This is a genomic window from Nostoc sp. DedQUE05 (assembly GCF_034530955.1).
GTDB lineage: Bacteria > Cyanobacteriota > Cyanobacteriia > Cyanobacteriales > Nostocaceae > Nostoc.
Genome location: NZ_JAVRCB010000048.1, coordinates 36,482 through 60,842 on the forward strand (window position 1 = coordinate 36,482; position 24,361 = coordinate 60,842).

The 24,361-nt window shown below is 40.6% G+C and carries 16 protein-coding genes, 1 tRNA gene and 1 pseudogene; 5 read left to right on the forward strand and 13 right to left on the reverse strand.

What is annotated here, in order from left to right:
* The first annotated feature begins 1 nt into the window (after nucleotide 1).
* Both RMZ42_RS28170 and RMZ42_RS28175 read left to right on the forward strand, forming a co-directional pair.
* The gene (locus RMZ42_RS28170; protein WP_322674517.1) at nucleotides 2-856 is read left to right on the forward strand and encodes an ATP-binding protein; all 855 of its coding nucleotides are present in this window, start codon (nucleotides 2-4) and stop codon (nucleotides 854-856) included.
* Nucleotides 810-1,364 (forward strand): TniQ family protein, encoded by a 555-nt coding sequence (locus RMZ42_RS28175; RefSeq protein WP_322674518.1) that lies wholly within the window; start codon nucleotides 810-812, stop codon nucleotides 1,362-1,364. The genes RMZ42_RS28170 and RMZ42_RS28175 overlap by 47 nt, the downstream gene beginning before the upstream one ends.
* Nucleotides 1,365-1,438: 74 nt before the next feature.
* Here the strand turns inward: RMZ42_RS28175 and RMZ42_RS28180 are convergent, their stop codons facing one another.
* Nucleotides 1,439-1,741, reverse strand: a complete 303-nt coding sequence (locus RMZ42_RS28180; protein ID WP_099100424.1) for a hypothetical protein — start codon at nucleotides 1,739-1,741, stop codon at nucleotides 1,439-1,441.
* Between the two features lie 221 nt (nucleotides 1,742-1,962).
* Here RMZ42_RS28180 and RMZ42_RS28185 point away from each other — a divergent pair, with 221 nt between their 5' ends.
* Nucleotides 1,963-2,223, forward strand: coding sequence for a helix-turn-helix domain-containing protein (locus tag RMZ42_RS28185; protein ID WP_190895668.1), 261 nt, complete (start codon nucleotides 1,963-1,965; stop codon nucleotides 2,221-2,223).
* A 287-nt stretch (nucleotides 2,224-2,510) separates the two neighbouring features.
* Here RMZ42_RS28185 and RMZ42_RS28190 read toward each other — a convergent pair whose 3' ends face one another.
* Nucleotides 2,511-2,684 carry a hypothetical protein gene (locus tag RMZ42_RS28190; RefSeq protein WP_322674519.1) on the reverse strand — a complete coding sequence of 58 codons (174 nt, stop codon included), beginning with the start codon at nucleotides 2,682-2,684 and terminating at the stop codon, nucleotides 2,511-2,513.
* Between the two features lie 126 nt (nucleotides 2,685-2,810).
* Here RMZ42_RS28190 and RMZ42_RS28195 point away from each other — a divergent pair, with 126 nt between their 5' ends.
* On the forward strand, nucleotides 2,811-3,326 hold the full coding sequence (locus tag RMZ42_RS28195) for a MerR family transcriptional regulator (RefSeq protein WP_322674520.1): 516 nt from the start codon (nucleotides 2,811-2,813) through the stop codon (nucleotides 3,324-3,326).
* Between the two features lie 207 nt (nucleotides 3,327-3,533).
* On the opposite strand, the gene RMZ42_RS28200 is transcribed toward RMZ42_RS28195, so the two are convergent.
* From RMZ42_RS28200 to RMZ42_RS28220, 5 genes are all read right to left on the reverse strand, one after another.
* Complete coding sequence (locus RMZ42_RS28200; RefSeq protein WP_322674521.1) at nucleotides 3,534-8,870, reverse strand: DEAD/DEAH box helicase; 5,337 nt, start codon at nucleotides 8,868-8,870, stop codon at nucleotides 3,534-3,536.
* A 99-nt stretch (nucleotides 8,871-8,969) separates the two neighbouring features.
* Nucleotides 8,970-9,743 carry an Rpn family recombination-promoting nuclease/putative transposase gene (locus tag RMZ42_RS28205; RefSeq protein WP_322674522.1) on the reverse strand — a complete coding sequence of 258 codons (774 nt, stop codon included), beginning with the start codon at nucleotides 9,741-9,743 and terminating at the stop codon, nucleotides 8,970-8,972.
* Between the two features lie 16 nt (nucleotides 9,744-9,759).
* Nucleotides 9,760-13,683 (reverse strand): Eco57I restriction-modification methylase domain-containing protein, encoded by a 3,924-nt coding sequence (locus tag RMZ42_RS28210; RefSeq protein WP_322674523.1) that lies wholly within the window; start codon nucleotides 13,681-13,683, stop codon nucleotides 9,760-9,762.
* Nucleotides 13,684-13,740: 57 nt separating this feature from the next.
* On the reverse strand, nucleotides 13,741-16,584 hold the full coding sequence (locus RMZ42_RS28215) for a helicase-related protein (protein WP_322674524.1): 2,844 nt from the start codon (nucleotides 16,582-16,584) through the stop codon (nucleotides 13,741-13,743).
* Nucleotides 16,585-17,039: 455 nt separating this feature from the next.
* On the reverse strand, nucleotides 17,040-17,201 hold the full coding sequence (locus tag RMZ42_RS28220) for a hypothetical protein (RefSeq protein ID WP_322674525.1): 162 nt from the start codon (nucleotides 17,199-17,201) through the stop codon (nucleotides 17,040-17,042).
* 162 nt (nucleotides 17,202-17,363) lie between these two features.
* Here RMZ42_RS28220 and cas12k point away from each other — a divergent pair, with 162 nt between their 5' ends.
* Nucleotides 17,364-19,265 (forward strand): type V CRISPR-associated protein Cas12k, encoded by a 1,902-nt coding sequence (cas12k, locus tag RMZ42_RS28225; protein WP_322674526.1) that lies wholly within the window; start codon nucleotides 17,364-17,366, stop codon nucleotides 19,263-19,265.
* A 1,256-nt stretch (nucleotides 19,266-20,521) separates the two neighbouring features.
* Here cas12k and RMZ42_RS28230 read toward each other — a convergent pair.
* The 6 genes and pseudogenes from RMZ42_RS28230 to rsmA form a co-directional block, all read right to left on the reverse strand.
* Nucleotides 20,522-20,593: transfer RNA gene (locus RMZ42_RS28230), tRNA-Gly, on the reverse strand.
* A 171-nt stretch (nucleotides 20,594-20,764) separates the two neighbouring features.
* Nucleotides 20,765-21,400, reverse strand: a complete 636-nt coding sequence (locus RMZ42_RS28235) for a sporulation/spore germination protein (protein ID WP_322674527.1) — start codon at nucleotides 21,398-21,400, stop codon at nucleotides 20,765-20,767.
* A gap of 194 nt (nucleotides 21,401-21,594) precedes the next feature.
* Nucleotides 21,595-21,685, reverse strand: a pseudogene (locus tag RMZ42_RS34820) (indole-3-glycerol-phosphate synthase TrpC); the annotation flags it as partial.
* A gap of 43 nt (nucleotides 21,686-21,728) precedes the next feature.
* Nucleotides 21,729-22,058, reverse strand: coding sequence for a DUF3082 domain-containing protein (locus RMZ42_RS28240; RefSeq protein ID WP_322674528.1), 330 nt, complete (start codon nucleotides 22,056-22,058; stop codon nucleotides 21,729-21,731).
* A gap of 163 nt (nucleotides 22,059-22,221) precedes the next feature.
* Complete coding sequence (ispE, locus tag RMZ42_RS28245; RefSeq protein ID WP_322674529.1) at nucleotides 22,222-23,175, reverse strand: 4-(cytidine 5'-diphospho)-2-C-methyl-D-erythritol kinase; 954 nt, start codon at nucleotides 23,173-23,175, stop codon at nucleotides 22,222-22,224.
* Nucleotides 23,176-23,242: 67 nt separating this feature from the next.
* A complete protein-coding gene (gene rsmA, locus RMZ42_RS28250) occupies nucleotides 23,243-24,067 on the reverse strand; it encodes a 16S rRNA (adenine(1518)-N(6)/adenine(1519)-N(6))-dimethyltransferase RsmA (RefSeq protein WP_322674530.1) in 825 nt (274 codons plus the stop codon).
* Nucleotides 24,068-24,361 lie beyond the last annotated feature (294 nt).

Here is a 24,361-nt window from a genome sequence, read left to right on the forward strand (position 1 = left end):
TATGGCGCGAGCGCAACTTGCTATTCAGTCCTCCGTTGAAGCCCTAGCTCCTCAGTTAGATTTAAATGCCCAACTTGCTAAAGTCGTTGAAATTGAAGAGATATTCAATAATTGCTTCATACCAACTGATCGTGCTTCCGAATATTTCAGATGGTTAGATGAGTTGCGGATACTGAAACAATGCGGTCGAGTAATTGGCCCCAGAGATGTGGGGAAAAGTCGAGCGTCTCGTCACTATCGCCAAGAGGATAGGAAAAAACTTTCCTATGTCAGAGCTTGGTCAGCATCGAGTTCCAAGCGTCTATTTTCGCAAATTCTTAAGGATATTAACCACGCAGCACCAACAGGTAAGCGGGTAGATTTACGTCCAAGATTGGCTGGTAGTCTTGAATTATTTGGGATAGAACAGGTCATTATTGACAATGCTGAAAATCTCCAAAGAGAAGCATTGCTAGACCTCAAGCAACTTTTTGACGAATGTCATGTTCCTGTCGTTTTAGTTGGAGGACAGGAGCTAGATAAAATCTTGGCAGATTTTGATTTGTTGACTAGCTTTCCAACACTGTATGAGTTTGACCGCCTAGAATACGATGATTTTAAGAAAACACTAAGTACAATTGAATTCGATATTCTGGCTCTGCCTGAAGCTTCTAATTTATCTGAGGGAATTATCTTCGAGCTTCTGGCAGAAAGTACAGGTGCGCGAATAGGATTGCTAGTCAAAATACTAACGAAGGCAGTATTACATTCACTCAAGAATGGTTTTGGCAAAGTTGATCAAAGCATTTTAGAAAAAATCGCTAGTCGCTATGGCAGAAAATACATTCCCCCTGAAAACAGAAATAGCAATAAATGAAGATTATGAGATTCTGCCAAGGTTGGGCTATGTTGAGCCATATCCAAATGAAAGCATCAGTCATTATCTGGGACGCTTGCGCCGATTTAAGGCTAACAGTCTTCCTTCAGGATATTCTTTAGGAAAAATTACTGGTCTTGGTGCTATCACAACGCGATGGGAGAAGTTTTATTTCAATCCCTTTCCGAGTCTTAAGGAATTAAAAGCTTTGAGTAAGCTGATTGGTGTGGAGGTCGAGAGGTTATATGAGATGCTGCCACCAAAGGGTATGACTATGAAACCCAGACCAATTCGGTTATGTGGTGCTTGCTATGCAGAAGCTCCTTGTCACCGCATTGAGTGGCAGTTTAAGGAGAAAATGAAGTGCGATCGCCACCAGTTGGGTTTATTAACAAAATGTACTAACTGTGAGACACCATTTCCAATCCCTGCTGATTGGGAGCTAGGGGAATGCACCCATTGTTCCCTGCCTTTTGCAAAAATGGTGAAGCGTCAGAAGCGCTATTGAAAAAACTCTAAATAAGAAAAAGACGTGATTAAGTTCACGTCTCCAGGTAATGGAAAATTAATGCATGAAACTTATTAGGCTACATCTGCTACTAGCAAACCATTGACAGCGACGATGAAAATCTGTGCTAACTCAGGAGTGTTACAACAAGGTCTTTCATCTCTATTACAGGGTTGTGCTACCCATTTGCCCTCAAAATTTTGATAAAAAGTTCCGAGAAGCTGAGAACCATACCAAACTCGGTACATTTCTCCAAGATCATCTGGCACTGAGTCGATTTCAATTTCTGGTGCTACTGCATCAGCTAACTCCTCAACGTATTCCTCAAACTCGGATTGTGCCAAACTTTGGTTATCAAATACTTCTTGTGTAATCATGTGAATGACCTCATCAATGGGGTTGCACAAAAGGCGATCGCAGTCTCTTCCCGGAGTGGCGATCGCTTTTGTTTTTTCTATAACCTAATCTACGTGACACGTAGATTTACGTCAAGTGTAGATTAATAAAATTTAGAATGTTATAAATCTACTTTTAAGCATAGATACTGATAAGTAGAGAAATCTACGTCTAGCAGCTACTAAACTGAGGATGTAGTGATATGCCTTTGGATAAAGTGATTCGTTGGAAATTAAATGAAGTGATGGCGCGAAAGCGGGTTAGAAACAAGGACTTGGCAGAGGTGCTAGGGATAACAGAAAATTCGGTTTATAGACTTCGCAAGGTTGACGAGATGCCGCGATTAACACCAGAACGCTTAAACGGGATTTGCAGGGCGTTGAATTGTCAGCCTGGTGAGCTTTTGGAATATGCCCCGGATGGTGGTGATGATAAAGTTGTTTCTATTGTTGATGTGGCGTAAGTGCGATCGCCACCAGTTGGGTGTGACAAAATGCACTAACTATGAGGCACTCTTCTTAGTTCTCGCAGATTGAGAGCAAGGAGAATGTCCACATTGCTTTTTACTTTTTCAAAAGATGGCAAAGCGTCATAAATCTTCTTAAAATCAACTGCTTTAGCCTTTCATTTAAATTTGTCTCTGTATTCATATTGCTTCTAACAAAAATAGGAACGGAATACTTAATATTCCGTCCCTGTTTGAAGATGTATTTTACTTTTACTTAAAAAACCAGCAAAGGTAAGATAGAGTTATCTTCTATGTTTCGTCGCGTCAACCAGTACAAAAGTGTAACCAGGAGCAGAAGTTGGTGGAAAGGGTTCTCCCCTAACAACCGTAACTTCATATCCTGTGTTTCTTCCCAGTGTGTCAATAACTGCATATTGACCACTAACCTGAGCTAGTTGACCTGGATGATATTGCATAGGAAAACCTCCTTGTAAAAAAGGAAAAAACAACCAGCATGGGCTAAGTGGCGCTTGGCTCATGCACTAAAAACTATACTAGCAGATGTATTTATTTTTGCGTTTTTGAATACGTTTTATTTAAATATGAGTGTAATTGGACAGTTTACTAGACGAGAGACAATGGAACTGACTGGGGCAACTTCCAATCAGTTGCAGTATCTTGAGCGTTCAGAGCTGATCAAACCTACACGGGAATGGAACGGTAAGAAAAAGCCTGAAGTTTACTACAGCTGGCAACAGGTTTTAGACATTAGAGCAATACGAAATCTCAGAGAAACTACTTCGCTTCAAGTTATTCGGAAGATTTTAGATTTCTTTGAAGAGTATCAAATCAATAAAAGCTTGAGAGATAAGCGGATAGTAGCGATTAACGAAGAGGTTTTTTGGATAGATCATGATTGGTCAGATTTTGCCGAAAGAATTTCAGTGCTTAAGGTAGGAGATCGACGTGGTAAAGGAATTGGTCAGTATACACTGCTAGTTGTCCCAGCTTTACGAGATATTGTTGATGAGATTTGGGACATAGCTAAACAATCCAAAGTAATTGACATTGAAGATTTTAAGCGCAGGGCTAAAACAGAGCCTAGCAAGGCGGCATAATCCTCTTACATCACTCTCTCCAGAGAAAAAACAATAATTATTGGTATACAAGACTTTCAGGTAAAACAGATGATTCTAAGCATAATGTTAGAAAATAAAGCTCCAAACCCAGTTTCTGCGTGTTGTTTAAAAGCTGGCTGAGATTTTTCTTTGACTAAAGTGATGGAAGAGTTTGAATTTCAGTTTACTTTAGCCACTTAAATTCGATTACAAACTCTCCAAGATGGCTAGATATGTTTGCCAATCTTCATCATGTCGTAAGACAAGGATATGGTAATTGGTGTTGTATTTGAGATTATCCCGTTCAATTTGGTCTTGCTTGCGTTTTTCAGGGCTGTCATGAACTGAACCGTCGCAGAAAACAGCAATGCAATCTTCTTTATAAAGAAAATCTGGCTTACAGTTTGACTCTGGAATCAATTTTTGTGCAGTATCGGGTAATTTATATCCCCGGTGATAAATTTCATCTAGAACTATGCGTTCAAATTCGGAATTGGGGTCTGTTTGTTGCAGGAGTTGTTGATACTGTTCATCACGGCATATTCCTTCTACCTGCACTGTACTGTTTTGCAGTTCGTCAAGTAAGGGTTTGATAAGATGACGATTTATCAAAGCATGGTCGAACTGGTTGCGGTAAGAAAGTAAGCATTCATAGCAAGCTTGGATACAGGTATCTTTAGGTTCTTTGAAATGGCAGATATCTAAAGCTGCATCGGCTATTTTTTGAAAAGCATTAGGTTTTTCTAATAGTTGAGAAAGAACACCTGCACCGCCTTCCGTAGCCTCCCAGAACAGCAAATATTTTCCGTCTCCCAGGCGTTCGGAGTCGAGTTCGTCGGCTTCTAACTTGTACACTGCTTGGATGGCAGTTTCCAAGACATATTGGAGGGTGGCAATAAAAGCTTCTCTTTCGTCTGTGGGTACACCTAATGGTTCAACAACCAGAATATTGCAGGTGTTGTTCACCATTAAGTTAACGTCGCCGTGAATGCTATCTTTTGCTGAGTCGTTTTTGGCATCGCCCCAAATACCAGTTTTGATATCGAGTTTAAATCCTCGTTCCTCGCTTTTTTTCTTATTCAATCCGCGATTAATATGCCAGATGTCTGCCGTAGCGCCATAGGTTAAACGTAATAATTCTGTACCATCGGCAGTCTGTACTGTTGCTGATTGGCGTTTTTGCTGGTCGTAACGGAAATGGGTGGTGATGTTGTAACCGTATTTCAGGCGTTCTTCTTCATCACAGGTAATGCGTTCTCGTCTCCAAGCGATCGCAGTTTCCATTGATAATAAGCGTGTAAGCAAAGCCTTATTATTGTTACTATCGACAAGTTTTGCCCCGCAGTTCTCACAGGTATCGCGGTGACTGGTTGCCCCTTCATGGAAATAACCGCATTTAAAGCAGACATTTACCCGTTGATAGTCAGCACCACCAACAGGAATTTTGGTTTTAGCTACCATGAATTTACTACCTTCGTAGTAAATAACATTACCAGGAGCAAATTCTCTCAAAGCCACGCTGCGGAGGCGGGAAATAAATTCGCCACTTTCTTCTGTGGGAATAAATGCCCGGACTGGTAAGCGGGGGAAGTTAAACCCAGGTAAAAATCCCTCGGCAGCAAAGTAACGATAGGGGTAAAATTCAAATTGATTATTGCTTTTGCCTTGGACTTGTCCTACTAGCAGGTCAATTTGTCGCAGTGCTTCTTTTTCTTGGGCTTTAGCGATATCTCGTTCTTCTTGGGTTGCATAGCCTCTGGTATAACGACTTGTGCTGTCGCGGGCTTTTTCTAATTGTTCAACTGCATCTTTGTATAGTCTACGCCAGCGATCGCAAGCTTGATCAAAGGCATTATCTGCATTTTCTAGGGTAAAATGTAACCAATTTTCAGAATACCAAGAGGTTTTGTTCAGATCGTTTTGGCAGAAGGTATCAGATAAAATCAGCTTTGTGGCTGTCAGACATTTGGCTAATTTTTCCTGACTCATCTTGATTTTCTGAGTCACATCTTCTTTTAGCGGACACTCCGGCGAATCTAACTCCAGAATTTGGTTCATGGAATTTTCCAGGTATAAGCCAGTGTGTGCCAGCCAAATTGAATACACATGAGATTTAATTAAATCCTGGTTTGCTAGTTCTAATTTGGGTGGGGCGACGACACCAGCAACCATTTGACTTTGACGTTTAAAGAAATATTGGTCGTGACCGCTACCAATAGAGGCATAAGTAATTACTAAAGCTTCCTGTCCACTTCTGCCGGCGCGACCACTGCGTTGGGCATAATTGGCTGGACTGGGGGGAACATTCCGCAGATGGACAACGCTGAGGTCGGAAATGTCTATCCCCAATTCCATTGTCGGGGAGCAAAATAAAGTTGCTAATTTGCCATGACGGAATGCGTCTTCTCGTTTCTGGCGGTTTTCGTTTTTTACCTGTCCGGTATGTTCTCGCCCTTCTAGTGCTTTAATTTGATGGGCATTAGTTTGGTAGAAGTCTTGAAAAAATTGGTTGACAGAAGTATTTCTGTCGCTACCCTGCAAACGACGGGAGGTTAAAGGGTCGGGGGGAATTTCACTTAATTTTGAGGCGACCCAGACCATTGAATTAATTTTTAGTTGGACTTCTTCTTCCTTTTTGTATAAGTAACCTGCATCTGCTAAAGCATTTACCAGAGCATTAATTAATTGGTTATAATCTGACTCTGGTAAAGGTTTTTGTAACCAATTCCATGCCCGATTAGAACGCAGAAAGCGCCCGATTTCACCACGAAATGTCAGTCTAATTGTATTTCGCCGTGATTTACCTTTTTTTTCTGTGGGACTGAGGCTTGCCCAACTAGCTTCGTGTAAATATTCAAAATTATCAATAGTCCAAGGGTCTTTTAGTGCTTGGGATACTTCCTTTTTCAGTTGTTCTGTACCCTCTCGTTGTAAAATTTTCGCATCAATTACTAATTTTTTTCTGAGGTGGTCGAGGAAGGTTTTAACGACAAAATATCTTTGTGCAGGTGAGGCTTGCAGTAAAATTGGATGGCGGTATTTTTGCCAGAGTTGAGTATTTTCACAAGTCGCTAATAGTTCGGCATATTCTATGGTTAATAAACCGCATTGTTCTAGATTTGGCTGGACAATTCGCCAACCGCGACGCAAATCTTCGTATAGCCGATATTCAATTAAATTGCTAAAAGCCTCTTCATTCTTGCGTTTACCAAAGCCAAATTCTGCGGCTTCAATTGCATAATCTGCTTGAGATAAACCCATCTGTTTGACAACTTCCGCCGCAAGTGCTTTGTGAGTTAACTTTTCATTTTCTTGAATAGCACTATTCAAAGCTGCCCGTAAGAAACTGGTTTGGACAAAATCATTAAAATGTCCTGCCTGTAATGAAGCATCTTGACGGTTATCAGTAAAGCTGAGGATTTTTGCGGCTTTGGCTTTCTCGCCAGTGAAAACTTGCTTGAGGCGACTGACGGTAGAAAGACAAAGTAGAGTTGTTGCGGTACTGCGTCCTTCACTACTTAGGCGAGAGAGTTTGGTAAATTCGTTTTTCTTTTGGTCGTACAATACACCGCAGTGGAGACAGGTAAGAAAGGGTTTAGGAATAAACCAACAGGTAGTTCCCTGTAATACAGAATTTATGACTTTACCGTTGGGTAAAACTTGCAGTTTGTGGGGAATAAAAGGTGCATATTTCTTTTCGGGAATACGCCCTTGCCTTTTAGTTTCTTTAAACCATGAGTCAGGAAGTCTCTCTTCGTCTTCTTTATCCCAAAGTCCGGGTTCATCAAGGGTTAGATAGCCTTCCTTGATATCTTCATTGTCAAGACTATCTAAGGCTGTGGGTAATTGGGGCAGTACAATATCTTTTTCAGAATCGTAGCGTACTACATAATAATCCTGTCCGCATTCCCGACAAAAGACGAGGGGATAAAGCAGGCGGTTTTCGGTGGTTGTGTACTGGCCTTCCAGGGTGAGAAGTCGTTTGTCTCGATTTTCAATGGTGGCGTAAACGCTACCCCCTTGGGAAATAAACTGATGCAGGCGGAATGCCAACCCCTTAGTTTTGCTTCCCCAAAGAAATATCTGTTTGAGGATATTTAAGCAAGTTTCCTCGTTGAGTTGGGTTTCATTTGCGAGTTGATTTGCACCTGTTTCTAGGGTAATGGGTGTGCGGCGGACGAGATGTCCTTGTTTGTCTTCTAAACCAAAGTTCATCTCTACCCAGTGGCTAAGGGAATGCTGTTTAAAAGCGTCTAAGGTTTGTTCGGACTTTGGAGGTAAACCTTGGGTAATGCTTTCCCGCAATTTTTCGGTGGTGGGTGCAGCACTTTTGATAGAACGTTCTAAAGTTTCATCGATGACGTTGCTGGGTTGAATTTCTACGCCGAATAATTTACTAGCAACATCTGCGACTACCTGACGGCGTTGCTGGCGGGAACCTTCGGAAGACATGGTGGCGCTAGTGCCAATACACAGAAGTTTCTGGCCGCAGCGTTGCCGAAGTTTGCGAATTAAGATGGCGACATCTGCACCTTGCCGTCCTCTGTAAGTATGCAGTTCATCTAGTATGAGAAATTTTAAATCGGGGGATGCTACTAATTTATCTTCGTGAGTGCGAGACAGCATTAACTCTAGCATCACGTAATTTGTGAGCAAAATTTGGGGCGGGTTATTTTGAATTTCGGTTTTCTTCTCTAGTTTTTCTTGCCCAGTGTACTTTTCAACGCGAATATGGGTGTTAGGTACTTGTTTGAGAAATTTTCTTAATTCTTCTTCTTGAGAATTAATTAGGGCATTCATGGGATAAACCAAAATAGCCCTAACTCCTTTGATTTCAGGATGGTGTAGCAAATCATCAATGATGGGTACAACATAAGTTAGGCTTTTACCGGAACCGGTTCCTGTAGTGACAACGTAGGGTTCTTGACGTTGTGCTGTTTCAAAGGCTTCTTTTTGGTGGTAGTGGAAGGTAAAAGGTTTACCATCTTGTGAAAAGTAGCGTGTACAGTCGGGATGGAGAACACGTTGCTGTACTAATGTAGTGACTGATGCGCCTGGACGATATTTAGGGTTAAGTTGCACTAAAGGGTCAGTCCAGAGTTGACCTTTTTCTAACTCGTTATCGACAAATGCTTTTACTTTTTCGTCGCGGATTTTAAGGAAGCTTTCAATATAGCGGCGGTAGTCGCCAATTACTTCGTTGCGAAAATTAAATATATCAAGGAATTGAGAATTGGTAGAAGAAGATGAATTAGTCTTTGCTGGTACTTGAGGATTTGTTCGACCGAAGCGTTGGTCAATCCATTCTCGAAGTTGGTGATTAAAGGTTTGAGTAATAGTAGAAAATTCAAAGATTTCTGCAATTTCTTGTATATCCCAATTTTGAGGAATACTTGTAAATAGCAAAGTTAATTGTTCTGGTGTAACAGCTATTACTCCTGTACAATCTAGGAATGCTAATTTTTGACTTAATAAATTGCTAATAGGTAAAATTGCATTTTCAGGCTGCTGTAATAATTCCTGTAGTTTTATAATAATTTTCATAAAGTTTGATTCTAGATTTTAGTAGAGAGGGTGCGTTAGTTCGTTAACGCACCCTCTCTACTATATTTCCCGTTATAGAGACGGAAAATAACAAAATACTTATTGTTCTTCTGCAATTTTTCTTACTTCTTCTACATCTATCTCTAATGATTCAGCAATTTCCTGAATGCTTAGTCCTCTCTTCAGTAATGCTGGTACAACTTGTAACTTAGTTTTTTTCAGGATACTTTGATAAAAAGCAGTTTTTTCTATATCTTCACCTAAGTTAAGCATGGTTTCTATTTCCTCCAGGGTCATATCTGGAAATTTGTAAACAACAACGGTTTGGATAAATGCTAACACTTTCAGACGTAAGTTTTCATCAGTTAACTCTTCTCTTGCTTGGTTTATAAGTTTTTTGGCAATAGCCGGAGTTTTTCTTGGAGTTTCTACAAATAATTTTGTAATTCCTATCCCTATAGAGTCATCTGTTTCGCTGTTAAGCTCGTTAAGGTAAATACGACGCACATGATGTTCTATCAAAAACTGATAACGTGGGTGGGGTAGAGTTTCATTAATACGTCTGTCGTAAATAACAATTGCATACCATTCGTAGTTTGCTGGTTTATATTGACGGAAGTAAAGGAAAATTTCACCAAAAAGTCGTTCGTAGAATTCTTCATCTTTGTATGTTTGGAGTTCTACAAAATATAATGGCTCATTCTCAAAACCTGCAATCGTGGAAAATAAACCATCTAATCGGAAGCTTTTTTGTTTAATTTCTAGTGCAGTAAATTCATAAACATTAGGATTGGTGTCAGGCTTGCCAATTAATTCAAAAAATATTTGTGGTAGTTCTCTAATTAGTTCGTAAAAAATTGCATCTGTTTTCATAATTACTAATTACTAATTACTTAAACATTCTATCCCATGCCTCTAGGACTAATCTTTGGGTGCGATATTCGCCAAATTGCTTGATTTCATTATTCTTCAACACGCGAAATGTTTCGCTGGGGAAGTCTACGCCGTAGACATCAGCAGGATCTAGAATATATCGCAGTTCATCACGGGTGAGTCCGTAGAGTTTGGCGTAATATGCGTCTAATTCTGCTCTTAATAATGCGCGTCTGTTGGGGTTCCAAATGAAGGGTTCGCCGTCGTATCCCATATCTTTAGCGAAGGGTTGCATATCCCAGGCGGTGTAGACTAATTCAAGTACGCGATCGCTAATAAATTTGATATCTTCTGCGGTGTATAATTCTGGGGGAAGAACGGGCAGTTGTTTTAAAATTGTATAAGTTAAATGATTTCCACCTATTTTTTGACGTGTTATATAGTCAATAAGTAAACTGTTTAAGTTAGCAATTAATAAACATGGATTGGAGCGAGAAGTAAATCCTAATGCAGGTAAACTGCGTGAGGCTAAAAATTTAGGAATAATTGTAGTAACACAAGTTCTTTCATTTGTAGCGCCAGTTATATCTCGCCAAACTAATAACCATTTATGTGTATATTCGGAATATTTATCAAATAAGCTTTCTGCGAAACTGCGTTGCAAATGGTATCTGTGAACTAGTTTAAAATCTTGATTTGATTTATCTTTATCATTTACTGCTTTTGCTTTACCATCGATTAAATCTAATTGTGGAAGTCCTTCAAAAGTTGCAAATCTATGGTCATATAACCATATCAGTTTGGCTTCATAGAGGGGAATATCACAATTTTCTTCCTTTTCTTGCCAGGGGAATCTTATATTTTCTGAATGATCTCCTAAATCAACTAGTCTCATATAAAAAGTATTCCATGTATTTTTAGACTGGGTTTCATTCTCCAAAACAGGAAAACGCTGATAAATTTTCTTGGTAAGTTCAGCATCTTGACTAGTTCTAAAAATCGGACAAGTTAGTGTATTAGGATTAATTAAAGCAATATCTTGAGGTGAAAGCTGAAATAGACGAGATTGATTATCTAATTGTTTTGGTTGAGTTATAAAAAAGGCAAACTTACTCTGTTTGATTGGTTTACCACTCATAGCCAGTAGTGAAAATTTATAACTACGATGTACCGCAGTAAATAAAGCTTCTCGATTTTCAAAATCATACAGACTTGCTAAAGCTTGTTTCTGCGTCAAATCTCCAAAAAACATTTTACAAGTGTCATCAGTTGCAATTCCGGTAGGAACAATTACCCCAACTCTTCCATCAGAAGAAATCAACTTTCTCGTAGTCTCAGCAAAAATAGCATAAGTATTGATATCTCCCACCGCAGTTAAAGGAAATCTACCCGACTCCCGAATAAATTTACCTTGTGCCTCAGCATCATGTTTCGCATCTTCAAATGCTTGTGCTAACTCAGGATTTTTATTGGGTAATTCCTTAATTAACTTCTCCCGCGCTGCTTTATTTACAGCGTTAGCAATTTCCGCACTTTTAGAAGTAAAAAATTCTTTCTCTTGTAACTTAATCCGTTCCCAAGGCGGATTACCCAATACACAATTAAATCCACCTTGTTCAAACACTTCAGGAAACTCTAAGCACCAGTGAAAAAAGTGTTTTTCTTCAGATAATTTATTCGCCGCATCTACAACCTTATTTAATTCGTAGTTCGTAATTCGTAATTCGTAATTATCCTCTGATTTACGATTTTTTTCTACTTTTTCACGCTTTAAACGGTTTAATGCTTCAGTTGTCGGTAGTAACTGTAAATGATGTTCAGTTAATGACATAAAAAATGCTGCTGTCCATAAGTTGCAAGCAGAATATTTCAACCACCAACTAGGTTCTTGCAGATTCTCTTTATATTGCTTTTGCTTATCTTTAACTTGTTGTGGTGTGGTTTCAGGAATTACCCCCAACTGTCGCCACATTTCCGCATAATCTACGCTATCAGTTTCTAACTTCTCACCAATTGATAGTTGTCCTGCTTTATCTCGTTCGTTTTTGTTCCGTTTCTTAAGCTGTGTAGATAGTTTTTTATCATCACCTGTTACTGGCTTAAACGCTTCATCAGGGATTCCTTCATTCAAACAACTCAAATCCATCACACCCACAAGGGAATTACCACACTTAATTCTGTGGTCTAAAAAGTTAAGAGGGAAGCCGCGAGAAAAGCCTTCAATCCATAAGGCTACTTTGCACAAATCAACAGCTAAGGGGTTTAAATCCACCCCATAAATGCAATTTTGAATAACATCTCGAATCGCTAACTTTAAAGGTTCACTACCTGGTTCAGCTTCCCCAGTGCGAATTTTAGCTAATTCCTTTCCTACCCGACGTGCTGCGGCTAAGAGAAAATGACCGGAACCACAGGCGGGGTCTACAATTTTGAGGTCGAGAAGTGCTTTTTCTAATTCGTAATTGCTTTCTGCATTCCGAAGCTTTTCTTTTGTACTACGAAGTTTTTCTTCGATTACAGGTTCTAAAGCTGTTTTTATCAGTTGTCCTACTAGCTGCGGTGGCGTATAGTAAGAGCCAGTAGTTTTCCTTTCACTACCAAATACTAATTTGAATTCGTAATTTTTAGGAGAAATTTCTGGGTGAAAATCAAGGAGACTTTCATATACACTACCCAATTCTTCCACATCCAAGGCAGCATAATTTACCCGTCGTAATTGCCCCTTATTTTGATATAATGATAACTCCCGAATCGCTACTAGCAAATCGTGATTATCAATAGCACAATCATCTAAAGCTGGTAGAGTATACGAACCAAATAAATCGCCATTTAATGGTGATAATCCTAAATATTTTCCCCGCCAATTTTCATCAAACAGCAAGAATGTAACCCGCAAACCCTGCCATAAATCTTGAAAGCCTTCCCGCCGCCAATGGGGACGCTCGGCTAACTCTCGCAGTCGCTCAATGCTGTAATATTCTCGGTAGATTCGTGCTTTCTCGACATCTTCACCAATTAATAAATTGCGAGACTCTGCCACCATCAAAAACAGCAGACGATAAATCAGCCGCAACAGTTGGCGATAATATCCGATATCTGTTAATTCTGTACCAGCAGCAAGCTTCTGCCGCAAGTTTTCATTACTGGGATGTTGTAGAAAACCAGTGCCTAGCTGTATTAGTGCTTTTTCTACCCCATCTCGGAGTCTGTCGCGTACCCGTCCACCCTGTTGCAGTGCTTCTTGGTGGTAATATTCCAGCAAGCACTTATCGGCATCGTCCATACCTTCAGGCAAGCGTGAACGGTGAAACAACCGATAAAATAGCCCAAATTCGGCAAAGTTCTCACCGTTGAGAATCTGTTCTAAGTCAAATTCAACGTAGGTAAGACGAGTCATCAAGGAAGAGTCGCGCAGTAACCGCCAGCGAAAACCGTTAGTTGCGATCGCCCACAAATGTTCCGTCTTGTTAAGATACTCCTGCACCAGTGCGTGTGCTGATAACCTGGGTGTGCCACTGGGAGGACGATGATCTACCTTGATGCGACAACCAATAATGTGGATTGGTGGCTTGTTTTCGCCTAATTCCGCACGATGAGAAATCGCATAGGTTTGTCCCTCCACGACTTCGGCTTTTGCAGTGTAAACAGGGTTATATCCGAGACTTCGTAGCAAGGGAACTACCCACAGTTCGCGGGTAACGCTGGTAGCGGTATCATCTGCATCTAACCTGTCTAATTGCCGTTGAAATGCAACCCAATAAGCTTTAGCATCACCCCAAGCGATCGCAATTTCATCTGCTAGCTTGTCAGTTTTCGTAAAACCAAAATCCTCTGGTGCTTGCCCTTTGATATTACCTGCCAGCAATTCGGCAGTAATATCGGCTGCTAGCAAATTCCCTTCAATCTGAACGCCTGCTAAAGTAATCCTTGCTACACTCATCTGTCACGCACCTAATATTAAAAATTGTCTAAAAAATTACGAATTACGAATTACGAATTACGAATTACGAATTTTTCCAGGCTGGAGAATATAAACCCCTAGAATATCCATTGGTAGCTGGGGTTTAACCTGAATCTGTCCTTCTTGGGTGATGGATCTGACTCGCCGATGGGATTGGGAAAGAGAATGCGATCGCTCTCTAGCAAATAGTTCTAAATCAGACTCAATCTCTGTAATTTTGCTGAGTAACTCTTCAATTTCCGCTTGTTTGATGCCTAGAGGCGCATCACCCACAGGGTTAGCTTGTTCCAGCAGAGATTTTGCATCCTCTGGTATCAGCCAGATGGGATTTGATGGAGGGCCTGTAAATCCAACTACTGCACACTCTTCCGCCAGCAAACTTTGGTGTTTGGGACTGTTTAACAAATGCCGTAGCCGCAATAACAGCAAAGTCGTGCGCTTGGTGACAGTATCCGTCGTAGTAAAACCGCACCGTGCTGCTACAGGTTCTTGATTATTTGAGAGTGCATCTTCAATAATGTGACGCGCTAAACCTTCTACCAAAGGGTGATTCCGTCCTACATATTCCACCCCTTCTGGTGCAGGGGTTGTAAAGGTGAGCAAGCGCGGCTTATCTCCCAGTGCAGGCTGGAGAAAATTAGGAATTGTGGATAGTAACCAACCCTGTTTTTTCTTGCTTAACGAACAAGATAGGCGATTTGCTGCTGACAACACGAACCGTTCTACATCCTTTTCACTACCCAGAATTTGCTCAGATTCAATCAGTTCTTGCTCTACTTCCGCAGGTTTGATTGAACGTTGAGCAAAGCGAGTACGGCTAGTTTTTTCTCGCTCTACAGCTTTGTCCCAATTTTTATGAACTTGGTCAACAGCAGATTCTTTTTCATCCAATAAATCCAGCAGAGACAATTGCACCGCATCTTGAGCGCGGTCAAATAAAGATTTAAAAACAGCTTCCGACACTGTGGTGCTGTCCATTGGTACGGGAACAGTAATTCCCAATGTCTTATGAATCTGTACAGCTTTACGAATTAGCACGTCCAAAACCGCGCCATCTACCGGATTATCTGAACCGTAAAGCAAGAAAGTTTTAACTTGACTTGCAGTTTGACCATAGCGGTCAATACGTCCTTCCCGTTGTTCCAAACGATTCGGATTCCAGGGTAAATCGTAGTGAATCACCGCACTGAAATGTGATTGCAGGTTTACCCCTTCACTCAAACAATCGGTAGCTACCAAAACTCTTTGAGGATATGACTTTAATTCTTGCAGGCGAATTTCTCGTTCGTCTTCTGAAAGTTCCCCAGTAATAGCAATAACTCGAATTTGACTCCCCTTTTTTTCTAGTTTTTGCTTGAGAGTATCAGCAACATAATTTGCTGTAGCAATATAGCGACACCAGATAATCGGGTTAAAACCTTCTGAAAGCAGGGTTTGTATGGAACCGATACATGATTGTAATTTTTGGTCTTTCTCACCCTGTAACTTTTGGGCTGCTTGCACAAAAGCTCTGAGTTTGCGTTTATCTGTATCGCCATAGCTTTGCTGTCCCTGTTCTACAACCACAGTCGGAGTTGCATCAACAGCTTGCTCTTGGTCTGTGGAGTCGTAAACGTAAGAACTCATTAAATCTTCGTCTAAATCAGTAAGCAAACTATCGTCACCGGATTTACTCACCTGACGGTTTAACGTTGCTACTGCGGCGGCGGGAGAAGACATCACACAACGAATCAACGCCAAGGCTGACCAGTAACGTCCCCGACGCTGGGCATAGCTCATGTCTTGCGTTGTAGTTTTTACTAGCCCACGAGCAAAGTTGTAGACATCATCAAATAATTGCTTATATTCCTTCGATAGCTTGTAAGGCTTTTCTTCTGAATCTCTTTCAGGAAAAGGCGTTTCATTCCCCAACCACTGCTTAACATCTGCCCGCCGACGCTGGATAAAATGACTTGCCAGTTTATCTCGCTGTTTCTCTGTTAGGCGGTCTAGGGTTAATTGCTCAAACTCCGGTTGCAGCAATCCTAGCAGGGATAAAAACGACTCTTCAATGCCACTGTGAGGAGTAGCCGAAAGTAATAATAAATGGCGATCGCTTTTCTCGGCAATCTGCTGAATTAATTGGTGACGTTGCTGCTGAAATGTACTCTTGCTGCTGGGACGGGTACAAGTATGCGCCTCATCCACAATTACAAAATCAGGACAGTATGTAATAAAACTTGCACGACGGCGTTCTGCCTTGGCATAGTCCAAGCTAACAATCAGGTGTTGATAGTAACTAAATATATGAGAACCATTTGGGATTGCTCTCTCCAATTTAGAAGCTGTTCCAGAACGGACTACCACAGCATCAATATGAAACTTTTCGCGTAATTCTTGCTGCCACTGGTCGCATAAATGAGGAGGGCAAAGGACAGCTATCCGCTTTACTTCACCTCTATCTAAAAGTTCACGAGCAATTAATCCACCTTCAATGGTTTTCCCAATTCCCACGTCGTCTGCAATGAGTAGACGCACTGTCTCTAATCGCAACGCCATCAATAAAGGCACTAACTGATAAGGACGAGGACGCAATGATAAACGTCCCAAACACCGAAATGGCCCTGCTCCACTTCGCAGCAAATGACGTGCTGCATCCATCAGTAATATTGCTGCTGTATGGTCTTTAATACTGATAGCGTTTGGTAAGGGAAAGGTTGCTGGTTGCAGAGTTTCTATCCCTAACTCTTGAAGCTTCTGATAAATTCCTGCGATTTCCTCTTCGTTCCCTGAGAGAGGACGCAAGCGAATTATATCTTCAGTTTCGGTAGGTAATACAACCCAATGCCGATTGCGACAATTGACTATAGAGCCTGGTGCAGGGTTTAACGTTTCCGTCATCGTTTCTCTGTATTTAAGAGTAGGCAGCAAAGGATAGGCAGTAAGGATTGATTTCTTACTACCTGCCCTCTCTAAAGTGCCAATAGATATTATTTGTAATGTTTAATCGGTAACTAAGTTACTTCGTAAAATTACGATTAATATATAAAGTTCAGTACATATCTTTGATAATGCAATTTGAGACAAACTACCTCAGCAGCATTACGGTAAAGCAAGAGGTGTTGTATCCAAGGTAATTTTCCAAAAACCAAATTTTAATTGCTGGGTTTCTTGTGAGCAAATTCAATTTACGCTTGTGCTGAAACAACACGTCGCATTTTAAAAAGCGATCGCTCTAAGAAAAAAGAATACGTAGGCGTAGCCGTCGTAAACATCGCCTCTGCTGTTCAACAATTACAGCTAAGTTCTTAGTTAGAGTTTACACGAGTAAAAGGCGATCGCTTTCCACAATCCTGCTACTTTTCATAAGTAGCGGACTCTTTCTTTTTTAACCAATCTCTAATCGCCTCCTCCAAAGCCGCAGTCTGGGTCAATTCCAGACGCGCACAGGCAATTTCAAAAGCGATTTTTAAGTCTTTAGGGAGTCTACCCCGAACTTCTCTAGTTTCTTCTGCCATCCTAATTTGAAGCCAAAGCTTGCGGCTTTCATTTTTGCACAGCCTCTCAGTAAAAAAACATTTGCGGAATTGCGCTATTGCGGCATTGCGCTATAATATTAGAAGTAAAAAAACAATTAACAATCCTGTCAGTGTTACCCAATCCACAAAGCTGAGGACACCATGAGCGTTATTACAATTCAATGTCGCTTGGTTGCGGAAGAAGACACTCTCCGTCAACTGTGGGAACTTATGGCTGAAAAAAATACACCACTTATCAATGAATTGTTGCTACAGGTAGGAAAGCACCCAGGATTTGAAACCTGGCTAGAAGAAGGCAAAATACCTACTAAATTACTTAAAACACTTGTTAACTCCCTCGAAACTCAAGAGCGTTTTGCTGATCAACCTGGACGCTTTTACACCTCAGCGATCGCTTTAGTGGATTATGTATATAAATCCTGGTTCGCCTTACAAAAACGCAGAAAGTACCAAATAGAAGGGAAAGAGCGTTGGCTGAAAATGCTCAAAAGCGATCTAGAACTCGAACAAGAAAGTCAATGTAGCTTAAACGTAATTCGTACTAAAGCCACCGAAATTCTTACCAAATTTACCCCTCAGTCCGAGCAGAATAGCAACCAGAAAAAGGGCAAAAACACTAAAAAATCTACAAAGTCCAAAAAATCTTCACTTTTCCAAATTCTCTTAAACACTTACGGAGCAACACAAGACCCTCTTACTCGTTGCGCTCTCGCATATCTGCTCAAAAATAAGTGTAAAATCAATGAACTCGACGAAGACCCAGAAGAATTTACTAGAAATAGACGCAAAAAGGAAATAGAAATTGAGCGATTAAAAGACCAACTTCAAAGCCGCATACCGAAAGGTAGAGATTTGACAGGAGAAGAGTGGTTAGAAACTTTAGAAATTGCTACAGCTAATGTAGCTCAAAATGAAAAAGAAGCAAAAGCTTGGCAAGCAGCACTTTTAAGAAAAACTGCTGATGTCCCCTTTCCCGTGGCTTACGAATCTAACGAAGATATGACATGGTTAAAAAATGACAAAGGTCGTCTCTTTGTTCGGTTCAATGGCTTGGGAAAACTGACCTTTCAGATTTACTGTGATAAGCGTCATTTGCATTACTTTCAACGCTTTTTAGAGGATCAAGAAATTAAACGCAATAGTAAAAACCAACATTCAAGCAGTTTGTTCACTCTGCGTTCAGGGAGGCTTGCTTGGTTGCCAGGTGAAGAAAAAGGTGAAGTATGGAAAGTAAATCAGCTGCATCTTTACTGCTCTTTAGATACTCGGATGTGGACTACTGAAGGAACTCAACAGGTGGTTGAAGAGAAAGTCACCAGAATTACCAACACTTTAACGAAAGTAAAACAGAAAGCTGACCTCAAAGATAAACAGCAAGCTTTTATCACTCGTCAGCAATCAACGCTAGATCGAATTAATAACCCTTTCCCTCGTCCCAGCAAGCCTAATTATCAAGGTCAACCTTCAATCCTAGTTGGCGTTAGTTTTGGTCTAAAAAAGCCAGTCACAGTAGCGGTGGTAGATGTTGTTAAAAATGAAGTTCTAGCTTATCGCAGTGTAAAACAACTACTTGGTGAAAACTACAATCTTCTCAATCGTCAGCGACAACAACAGCAACGCCTATCTCACGAACGGCACAAAGCTCAGAAACAGAATGCGCCAAACTCCTTTGGTGAATCAGAGTTAGGGCAATATGTAGATAGATTATTGGCTGATGCAATTATTGCGATCGCCAAAACCTATCAAGCAGACAGCATAGTTATCCCAAAACTCCGCGATATGCGTGAGCAAATCAGTAGCGAAATCCAATCCAGAGCAGAGAAGAAATGTCCTGGTTACAAGGAAGCTCAACAAAAATATGCCAAAGAATATCGTATGAGCATTCATCGCTGGAGTTACGGTCGATTAATTGAAAGTATTAAATCCCAAGCTGCACAAGTCGGAATTTCTACTGAAATTGGTACACAGCCAATCAAAGGTAGTCCACAAGAAAAAGCGGGAAATTTAGCCGTCTTTGCTTACCAAGAACGTCAAGCCGCTTAAATTTAATTCACGAATCCGAACCTAGAAAATATAATATTTTTATAACAGCGCCGCAGTTCATGCTCTTTTGAGCCAATGTACTGTGAAAAATCTGGGTTAGTTTGGCGGTTGGAAGATCGTCATGCTTTCTGACCCTGGTAGCTGCCCGCTTCTGATGCTGCTGTCGCAAGACAGGATAGGTGCGCTCCCAGCAATAAGCAGTAAGGCTTTTAGCCATAGTCGTTATTCATAACGGTGTGGATTACCACAGTGGTGGCTACTGAATCACCCCCTTCGTCGGGGGAACCCTCCAAATATTTTTTTGGCGTGTCAAAGCGGGGGCAAAATCCCTGGAGTCCCGCCAAAACTTTAAAACCCTTATCCAGTCTTGGCTTAAGAAACTAGTATGTCAATGCATTTAGTTTTTTAATTTTCAGTTCGAGACTTTTTAAGCAGACCTGCCAAATTATGTGTATGGAAAGCTTTTATAGCAAGGGTTCTAGACGGGTAGAGTTTCAACAACCATCCCGGCTAGGGGTGGGTTGAAAGCTCTTGAAGAACTAACCAGTGTTCTGGCGATATTTGGTTTCAACAACCATCCCGGCTAGGGGTGGGTTGAAAGTATTCAGTTAAATTCAACTTTGAATACTGGACTAAGTTTCAACAACCATCCCGGCTAGGGGTGGTTTAAAGTATTTGCGTCTGTTCCAATTAGTACTAGCTATTGATGCTCAAGAACCATCTCGTCTAAAAGTTGCTTAAGAGGGTTGAAAGGAATGTCATCTTCCCAATACTAAGGTGATTTACAAGAAAGAATTTACCGATTAAAAGAGCCAACAGCCGTTCTCCTCTACGATGGAATGATGTTGAGTGGTAATTTTTATTCTGGAAATCATATAAAGTGTCAAAATCCATACTGGCTAATGGAAGGTTGAAATAAATGAGTATTTTCTTGTAAAGACAATATGCTACCAGTTACTTTCACTGATTAGTTGCTTCATCATAATTATGTTTAATGGGTAAGGGTAGTCCTGAGAACGGAGTAGGAAAATTTACCCATTGAAACTTGGTTTAGCAGAATATTGGTGAGTAAGTTTAATTAAGTTTAATATAGAAGCTAGTGTGCTAATTAAACCATAATCTAATACGACATTAATTTGCAAAAAACTAGCATAATTAAATTGACTCTAAAAAATAGCCCGATCAACATTAACTTGCGGAAAACGACACTAATTTGCGAATCGCGACATATAATTAGCGAATGTACAAGATTCTAGAGCGGGCGATGGGACTCGAACCCACGACGTTCACCATGGGAAGATGACATTCTACCACTGAATTACACCCGCAAATTGCTAACATAAACTTATGCTTAAAATTAAGCATACCACTATTTACAGCTGTTTTCAATTGGCTAGAAAATCCACTATTTTGACAACTACTGATGCATGAGTCCTGTAGCTGTTCAGATTAGAAAATTTTTTTAGCTAGCTGATGACGGCACTTATTACAATATTTAACTAAAGAACAATGTCCTCGCCTCGCTCCGTGAAGCGAACTTCTTTTATATTCCATTGAGTATTACTCGTTAAGGTTTTGCGGAGACTGCCAAACAGAGCAAACTGTTCACAACTAGAAAGAGAAGTTATTTGCCGCTTTGACTCAGGAGATATTCGTAAATCAACTGTAGCAATGCCATTTTTGATGTTGACACGATACCCAGACAAGCTAAAGTCGCTTGTATCTCGTTTTTCTAAGATTTTACTTACGACATTTGTCACTGGTTCCTCGGCTGGTACTGAAATCTTTTCTGGAATTAGCTTTTGACATTGGGTATCACTTGTGTATAGTGTTACGTTAGTAGTTTTGCTAGTGGCAACCTTAGAAGTTGGTGAGGAAGGCGTATTTTCCTTTGGTGAAGAAGGCGTATTTTCCTTAGAAGATTCTTGATTAGGAAACTTTTCTCTCAACTGAGCTACGCTAGGAATTTGGCTGGGAGACTGAGAAGGTAGGCTATTCGTCGGTGCTGGTACTGTAGTAGGGTATGAAGTTGCGCTGTCAATATTACCTGCGGTAGGGTTAGAACTACAACTACCAAGGCTCACAACCATTGTCACAAAAATAGGGGGTAAAAAATATCTCTTGATTGTGTTCATAAATTTTGCTTATAAATAATGTTATTTATTTCAGTGTCGTTGGTATTAATTCCGCATAAATTCGTGAATATTGAGCCAGTCTATAAAGTGTCAACCAAAAATCTTTTAAAGTCAAATTTTATACTATTCACTAAAATTACAACATTTGCTATTCAAGGATCTATGTCTGATAACATTAGGGATACAATAAACTAGAGAATTACTGGAACCAGTAGCACTGCATCTGCACCTGCTGCTTGTGCTAAATAAATTTGGCAAGAGTAAAATCAACTCCTTGCAAAATATTAGAAAAACTTGTGCTTTTAGATTACTGATTAAAAGTAAATTACTAGTTTTCACTACTTTTTTGCTTCGTCAATTGCTGCACTAATAATTGTACTCCCAAAGCCAACAAACCAATTGCCACTATAGCAAAAATCCCGCTACCTAAAGCAACTACACCAACTACCAGAGTACGAACAGCAGAAGAAATCTTTACCACCAATGGATTGATTGAATGGATCGGTTTACTAGCAAAATTTGTCGCGATCGCAATCATCAGCGAATAGGCTGCAAATGCCATCCCTCCAGAAATCGCCGCCCCAGTAAAACAGCGTAACGGACTAGCTGTCACCTGTTCTTTAGCATTTGTTTGCGGCGTTAGATTTTGGTCATTCATAATATTTAGATTTTAGATGTTAGATTTTGGATTGGAGCATTAGGAATAATTATTGTTTGTCATTTAAATTGCATCTTTGCGTTTTTTTGATGATTTGAACTATGCAACTTAAAAGCTCATTCATCAGCTTATTGCCCATACTTCATTAACAATAAAGATTTATTTAAATTGAAGATGCCACCTGAATACCATGTGTAATTGTCCGAGTCACAAACAATTCTAAGTCTTCATCAAGAATTGCTTCCCTAGCTTGCAGTTTGACTTGTTCTGCCTGCTGCTGAGACTCAACAAGAGTAAAAACTGTTGGCCCAGAACCAGACATCATTGTTCCTAAAACACCTTCTTGATTTGCAAACATTTCTCGCAACTGCAAGACTTGCGGATAGGCTGGCAATACGACACGCTCTAAATCATTGTGCAGTTTTTGGGCAATTTTTCTGGCATCTCTATCCAGAATAGCTTTTACTATAGCCCCTGAATGAACTGCATTAGCACGCGCTTCCAAATTTTTGCTATCTCTAATATAAGAATGACCAAACTGCTGTCGATAAGTTTTGTATGCCCAAGGTGTGGAAACTTCCAGACTGCGGTATTTCCCCAATACTATATATATGTTATCTAAACTCGGCAGGGGAGAAAGTTGCTCACCCCTACCTGTTGCGATCGCAGTTCCACCCGCTACACAAAAAGGTACATCTGAACCAAGTGTACTTGCCAACTCTTCTAATTCTGACTGAGTTAGCCCCAACTTCCATAATAAATCTATCCCCACCAATACAGCTGCTGCATTTGTCGAACCTCCAGCCAACCCAGCAGCTACAGGAATCTGCTTATTAACGGTAATCTCCACACCCCCATATTTAGCAAAGGCTTCGGGAAATTGCCTTACCATTAATTCTGCTGCTCGGTATGCCAGATTACTTTTATCTGTCGGTACTTGTGGGTGGTTGCAGTGAACACGAATGCTGTCAGTGCTGAGAGAACGCACATCAATTTTGTCTGCAAGTCCGATACTTTGAAGTATCATGGCTAACTCGTGATAACCATCGGGGCGATCGCCAATGATTTCCAAATACAAGTTGATTTTAGCAGGGGCAATTAGGCTGTAGGAACGCATTTTCTAGAAGTGGGGAATGGGGAATGGGGAATGAAGAAGGACGAATGGGAAAAATCTGCCTTGTTCCCTACTCCCTACTTTCTACTCCCAGTTCATTTGCTAAAATTACCCATTGCTGAACGCTGAGGTCTTCGGCTCTAGCTTGGGGATTTATTTTTAATTGTTCCAGTAAGTGGCTCAGGCGATCGCGTTCTATAACTGATTGCAAATTATTTCGTAACATTTTGCGCTTGGCACCAAACCCCAATTTTAAGAAATTCTCTAATTGTCGGGGATTAAGCGCTGGTATTTCTATTTTTCGGGGACGCAATCGCACCACTGCTGAATCGACTTTTGGCGGTGGATGGAATGCGGCGGCTGGGACTGTGCAGATCAACTCACACTCAGCCAAATATTGTACCCGCACACTCAACGCCCCAAAAGCTTTTGATCCTGCTTTAGCATACAATCTTTCTGCGACTTCTTTTTGTACCAGTAACACTATTGAGTCAAATGGTTCGGGGTTGGGGTTAGCGATCGTACCCAGTAGTTTCTCAATGATTGGCCCTGTAATGTTGTAAGGAATATTGGCTACTACCTTATTTGGCTTTTGGAAATTAGGAAAGGCTAGTAGATTAGATGGTAAATCTAGGGTGAGAAAATCGCCTTGCAGCAATAGGAAATTTTTAGTCTTACCGAGTTGCTTTGATAACAGTTGACATAAATCGCGGTCTATTTCAACTGCAATCATAGATTCTACTAAGGGCAATAACTGACGAGTTAGAATGCCAGTGCCAGGCCCAATTTCTAGGACGCGATCGCTTTGTGTACACTCAGCTGCTTTAATAATTGCGTCGAGCGCCTTTTCACTTTTGAGCCAATGTTGAGCAAAGACCTTACGCGGTCGGATCATCTGTATTTATTGCCTAGTCTAATTTTTAGCTGTTTATCAAAAATTCATTATAAATTTTGAAGTCCCTATACAGCACTAGATTTACTGTAACGCCTATCTTCTCCTCCAAACGCTTTGCGATCGTAGTGATGGCGATCGCGTAAATGTCCATATAAGCGTCACCTGTAGGATGGGAGTCTTAAACCGCAACCTTCCCAACAACTATGCTCTTAATATAATTAATTCGAGCATTTGGATTCAGAGCTGATTCGTAAAGTAAATATTAAGCAGCTAATCGCCTAACCATGAGACGAA

What these genes read in the sequence shown, in the direction of transcription:
- RMZ42_RS28170 (WP_322674517.1), top strand. Translation starts at nt 2, where the DNA reads ATGGCGCGAGCGCAACTTGCTATTCAGTCCTCCGTTGAAGCCCTAGCT.
- RMZ42_RS28175 (WP_322674518.1), top strand. Translation starts at nt 810, where the DNA reads ATGGCAGAAAATACATTCCCCCTGAAAACAGAAATAGCAATAAATGAA.
- RMZ42_RS28180 (WP_099100424.1), bottom strand. Translation starts at nt 1,741, where the DNA reads ATGATTACACAAGAAGTATTTGATAACCAAAGTTTGGCACAATCCGAG.
- RMZ42_RS28185 (WP_190895668.1), top strand. Translation starts at nt 1,963, where the DNA reads ATGCCTTTGGATAAAGTGATTCGTTGGAAATTAAATGAAGTGATGGCG.
- RMZ42_RS28190 (WP_322674519.1), bottom strand. Translation starts at nt 2,684, where the DNA reads ATGCAATATCATCCAGGTCAACTAGCTCAGGTTAGTGGTCAATATGCA.
- RMZ42_RS28195 (WP_322674520.1), top strand. Translation starts at nt 2,811, where the DNA reads ATGAGTGTAATTGGACAGTTTACTAGACGAGAGACAATGGAACTGACT.
- RMZ42_RS28200 (WP_322674521.1), bottom strand. Translation starts at nt 8,870, where the DNA reads ATGAAAATTATTATAAAACTACAGGAATTATTACAGCAGCCTGAAAAT.
- RMZ42_RS28205 (WP_322674522.1), bottom strand. Translation starts at nt 9,743, where the DNA reads ATGAAAACAGATGCAATTTTTTACGAACTAATTAGAGAACTACCACAA.
- RMZ42_RS28210 (WP_322674523.1), bottom strand. Translation starts at nt 13,683, where the DNA reads ATGAGTGTAGCAAGGATTACTTTAGCAGGCGTTCAGATTGAAGGGAAT.
- RMZ42_RS28215 (WP_322674524.1), bottom strand. Translation starts at nt 16,584, where the DNA reads ATGACGGAAACGTTAAACCCTGCACCAGGCTCTATAGTCAATTGTCGC.
- RMZ42_RS28220 (WP_322674525.1), bottom strand. Translation starts at nt 17,201, where the DNA reads ATGGCAGAAGAAACTAGAGAAGTTCGGGGTAGACTCCCTAAAGACTTA.
- cas12k (WP_322674526.1), top strand. Translation starts at nt 17,364, where the DNA reads ATGAGCGTTATTACAATTCAATGTCGCTTGGTTGCGGAAGAAGACACT.
- RMZ42_RS28235 (WP_322674527.1), bottom strand. Translation starts at nt 21,400, where the DNA reads ATGAACACAATCAAGAGATATTTTTTACCCCCTATTTTTGTGACAATG.
- RMZ42_RS28240 (WP_322674528.1), bottom strand. Translation starts at nt 22,058, where the DNA reads ATGAATGACCAAAATCTAACGCCGCAAACAAATGCTAAAGAACAGGTG.
- ispE (WP_322674529.1), bottom strand. Translation starts at nt 23,175, where the DNA reads ATGCGTTCCTACAGCCTAATTGCCCCTGCTAAAATCAACTTGTATTTG.
- rsmA (WP_322674530.1), bottom strand. Translation starts at nt 24,067, where the DNA reads ATGATCCGACCGCGTAAGGTCTTTGCTCAACATTGGCTCAAAAGTGAA.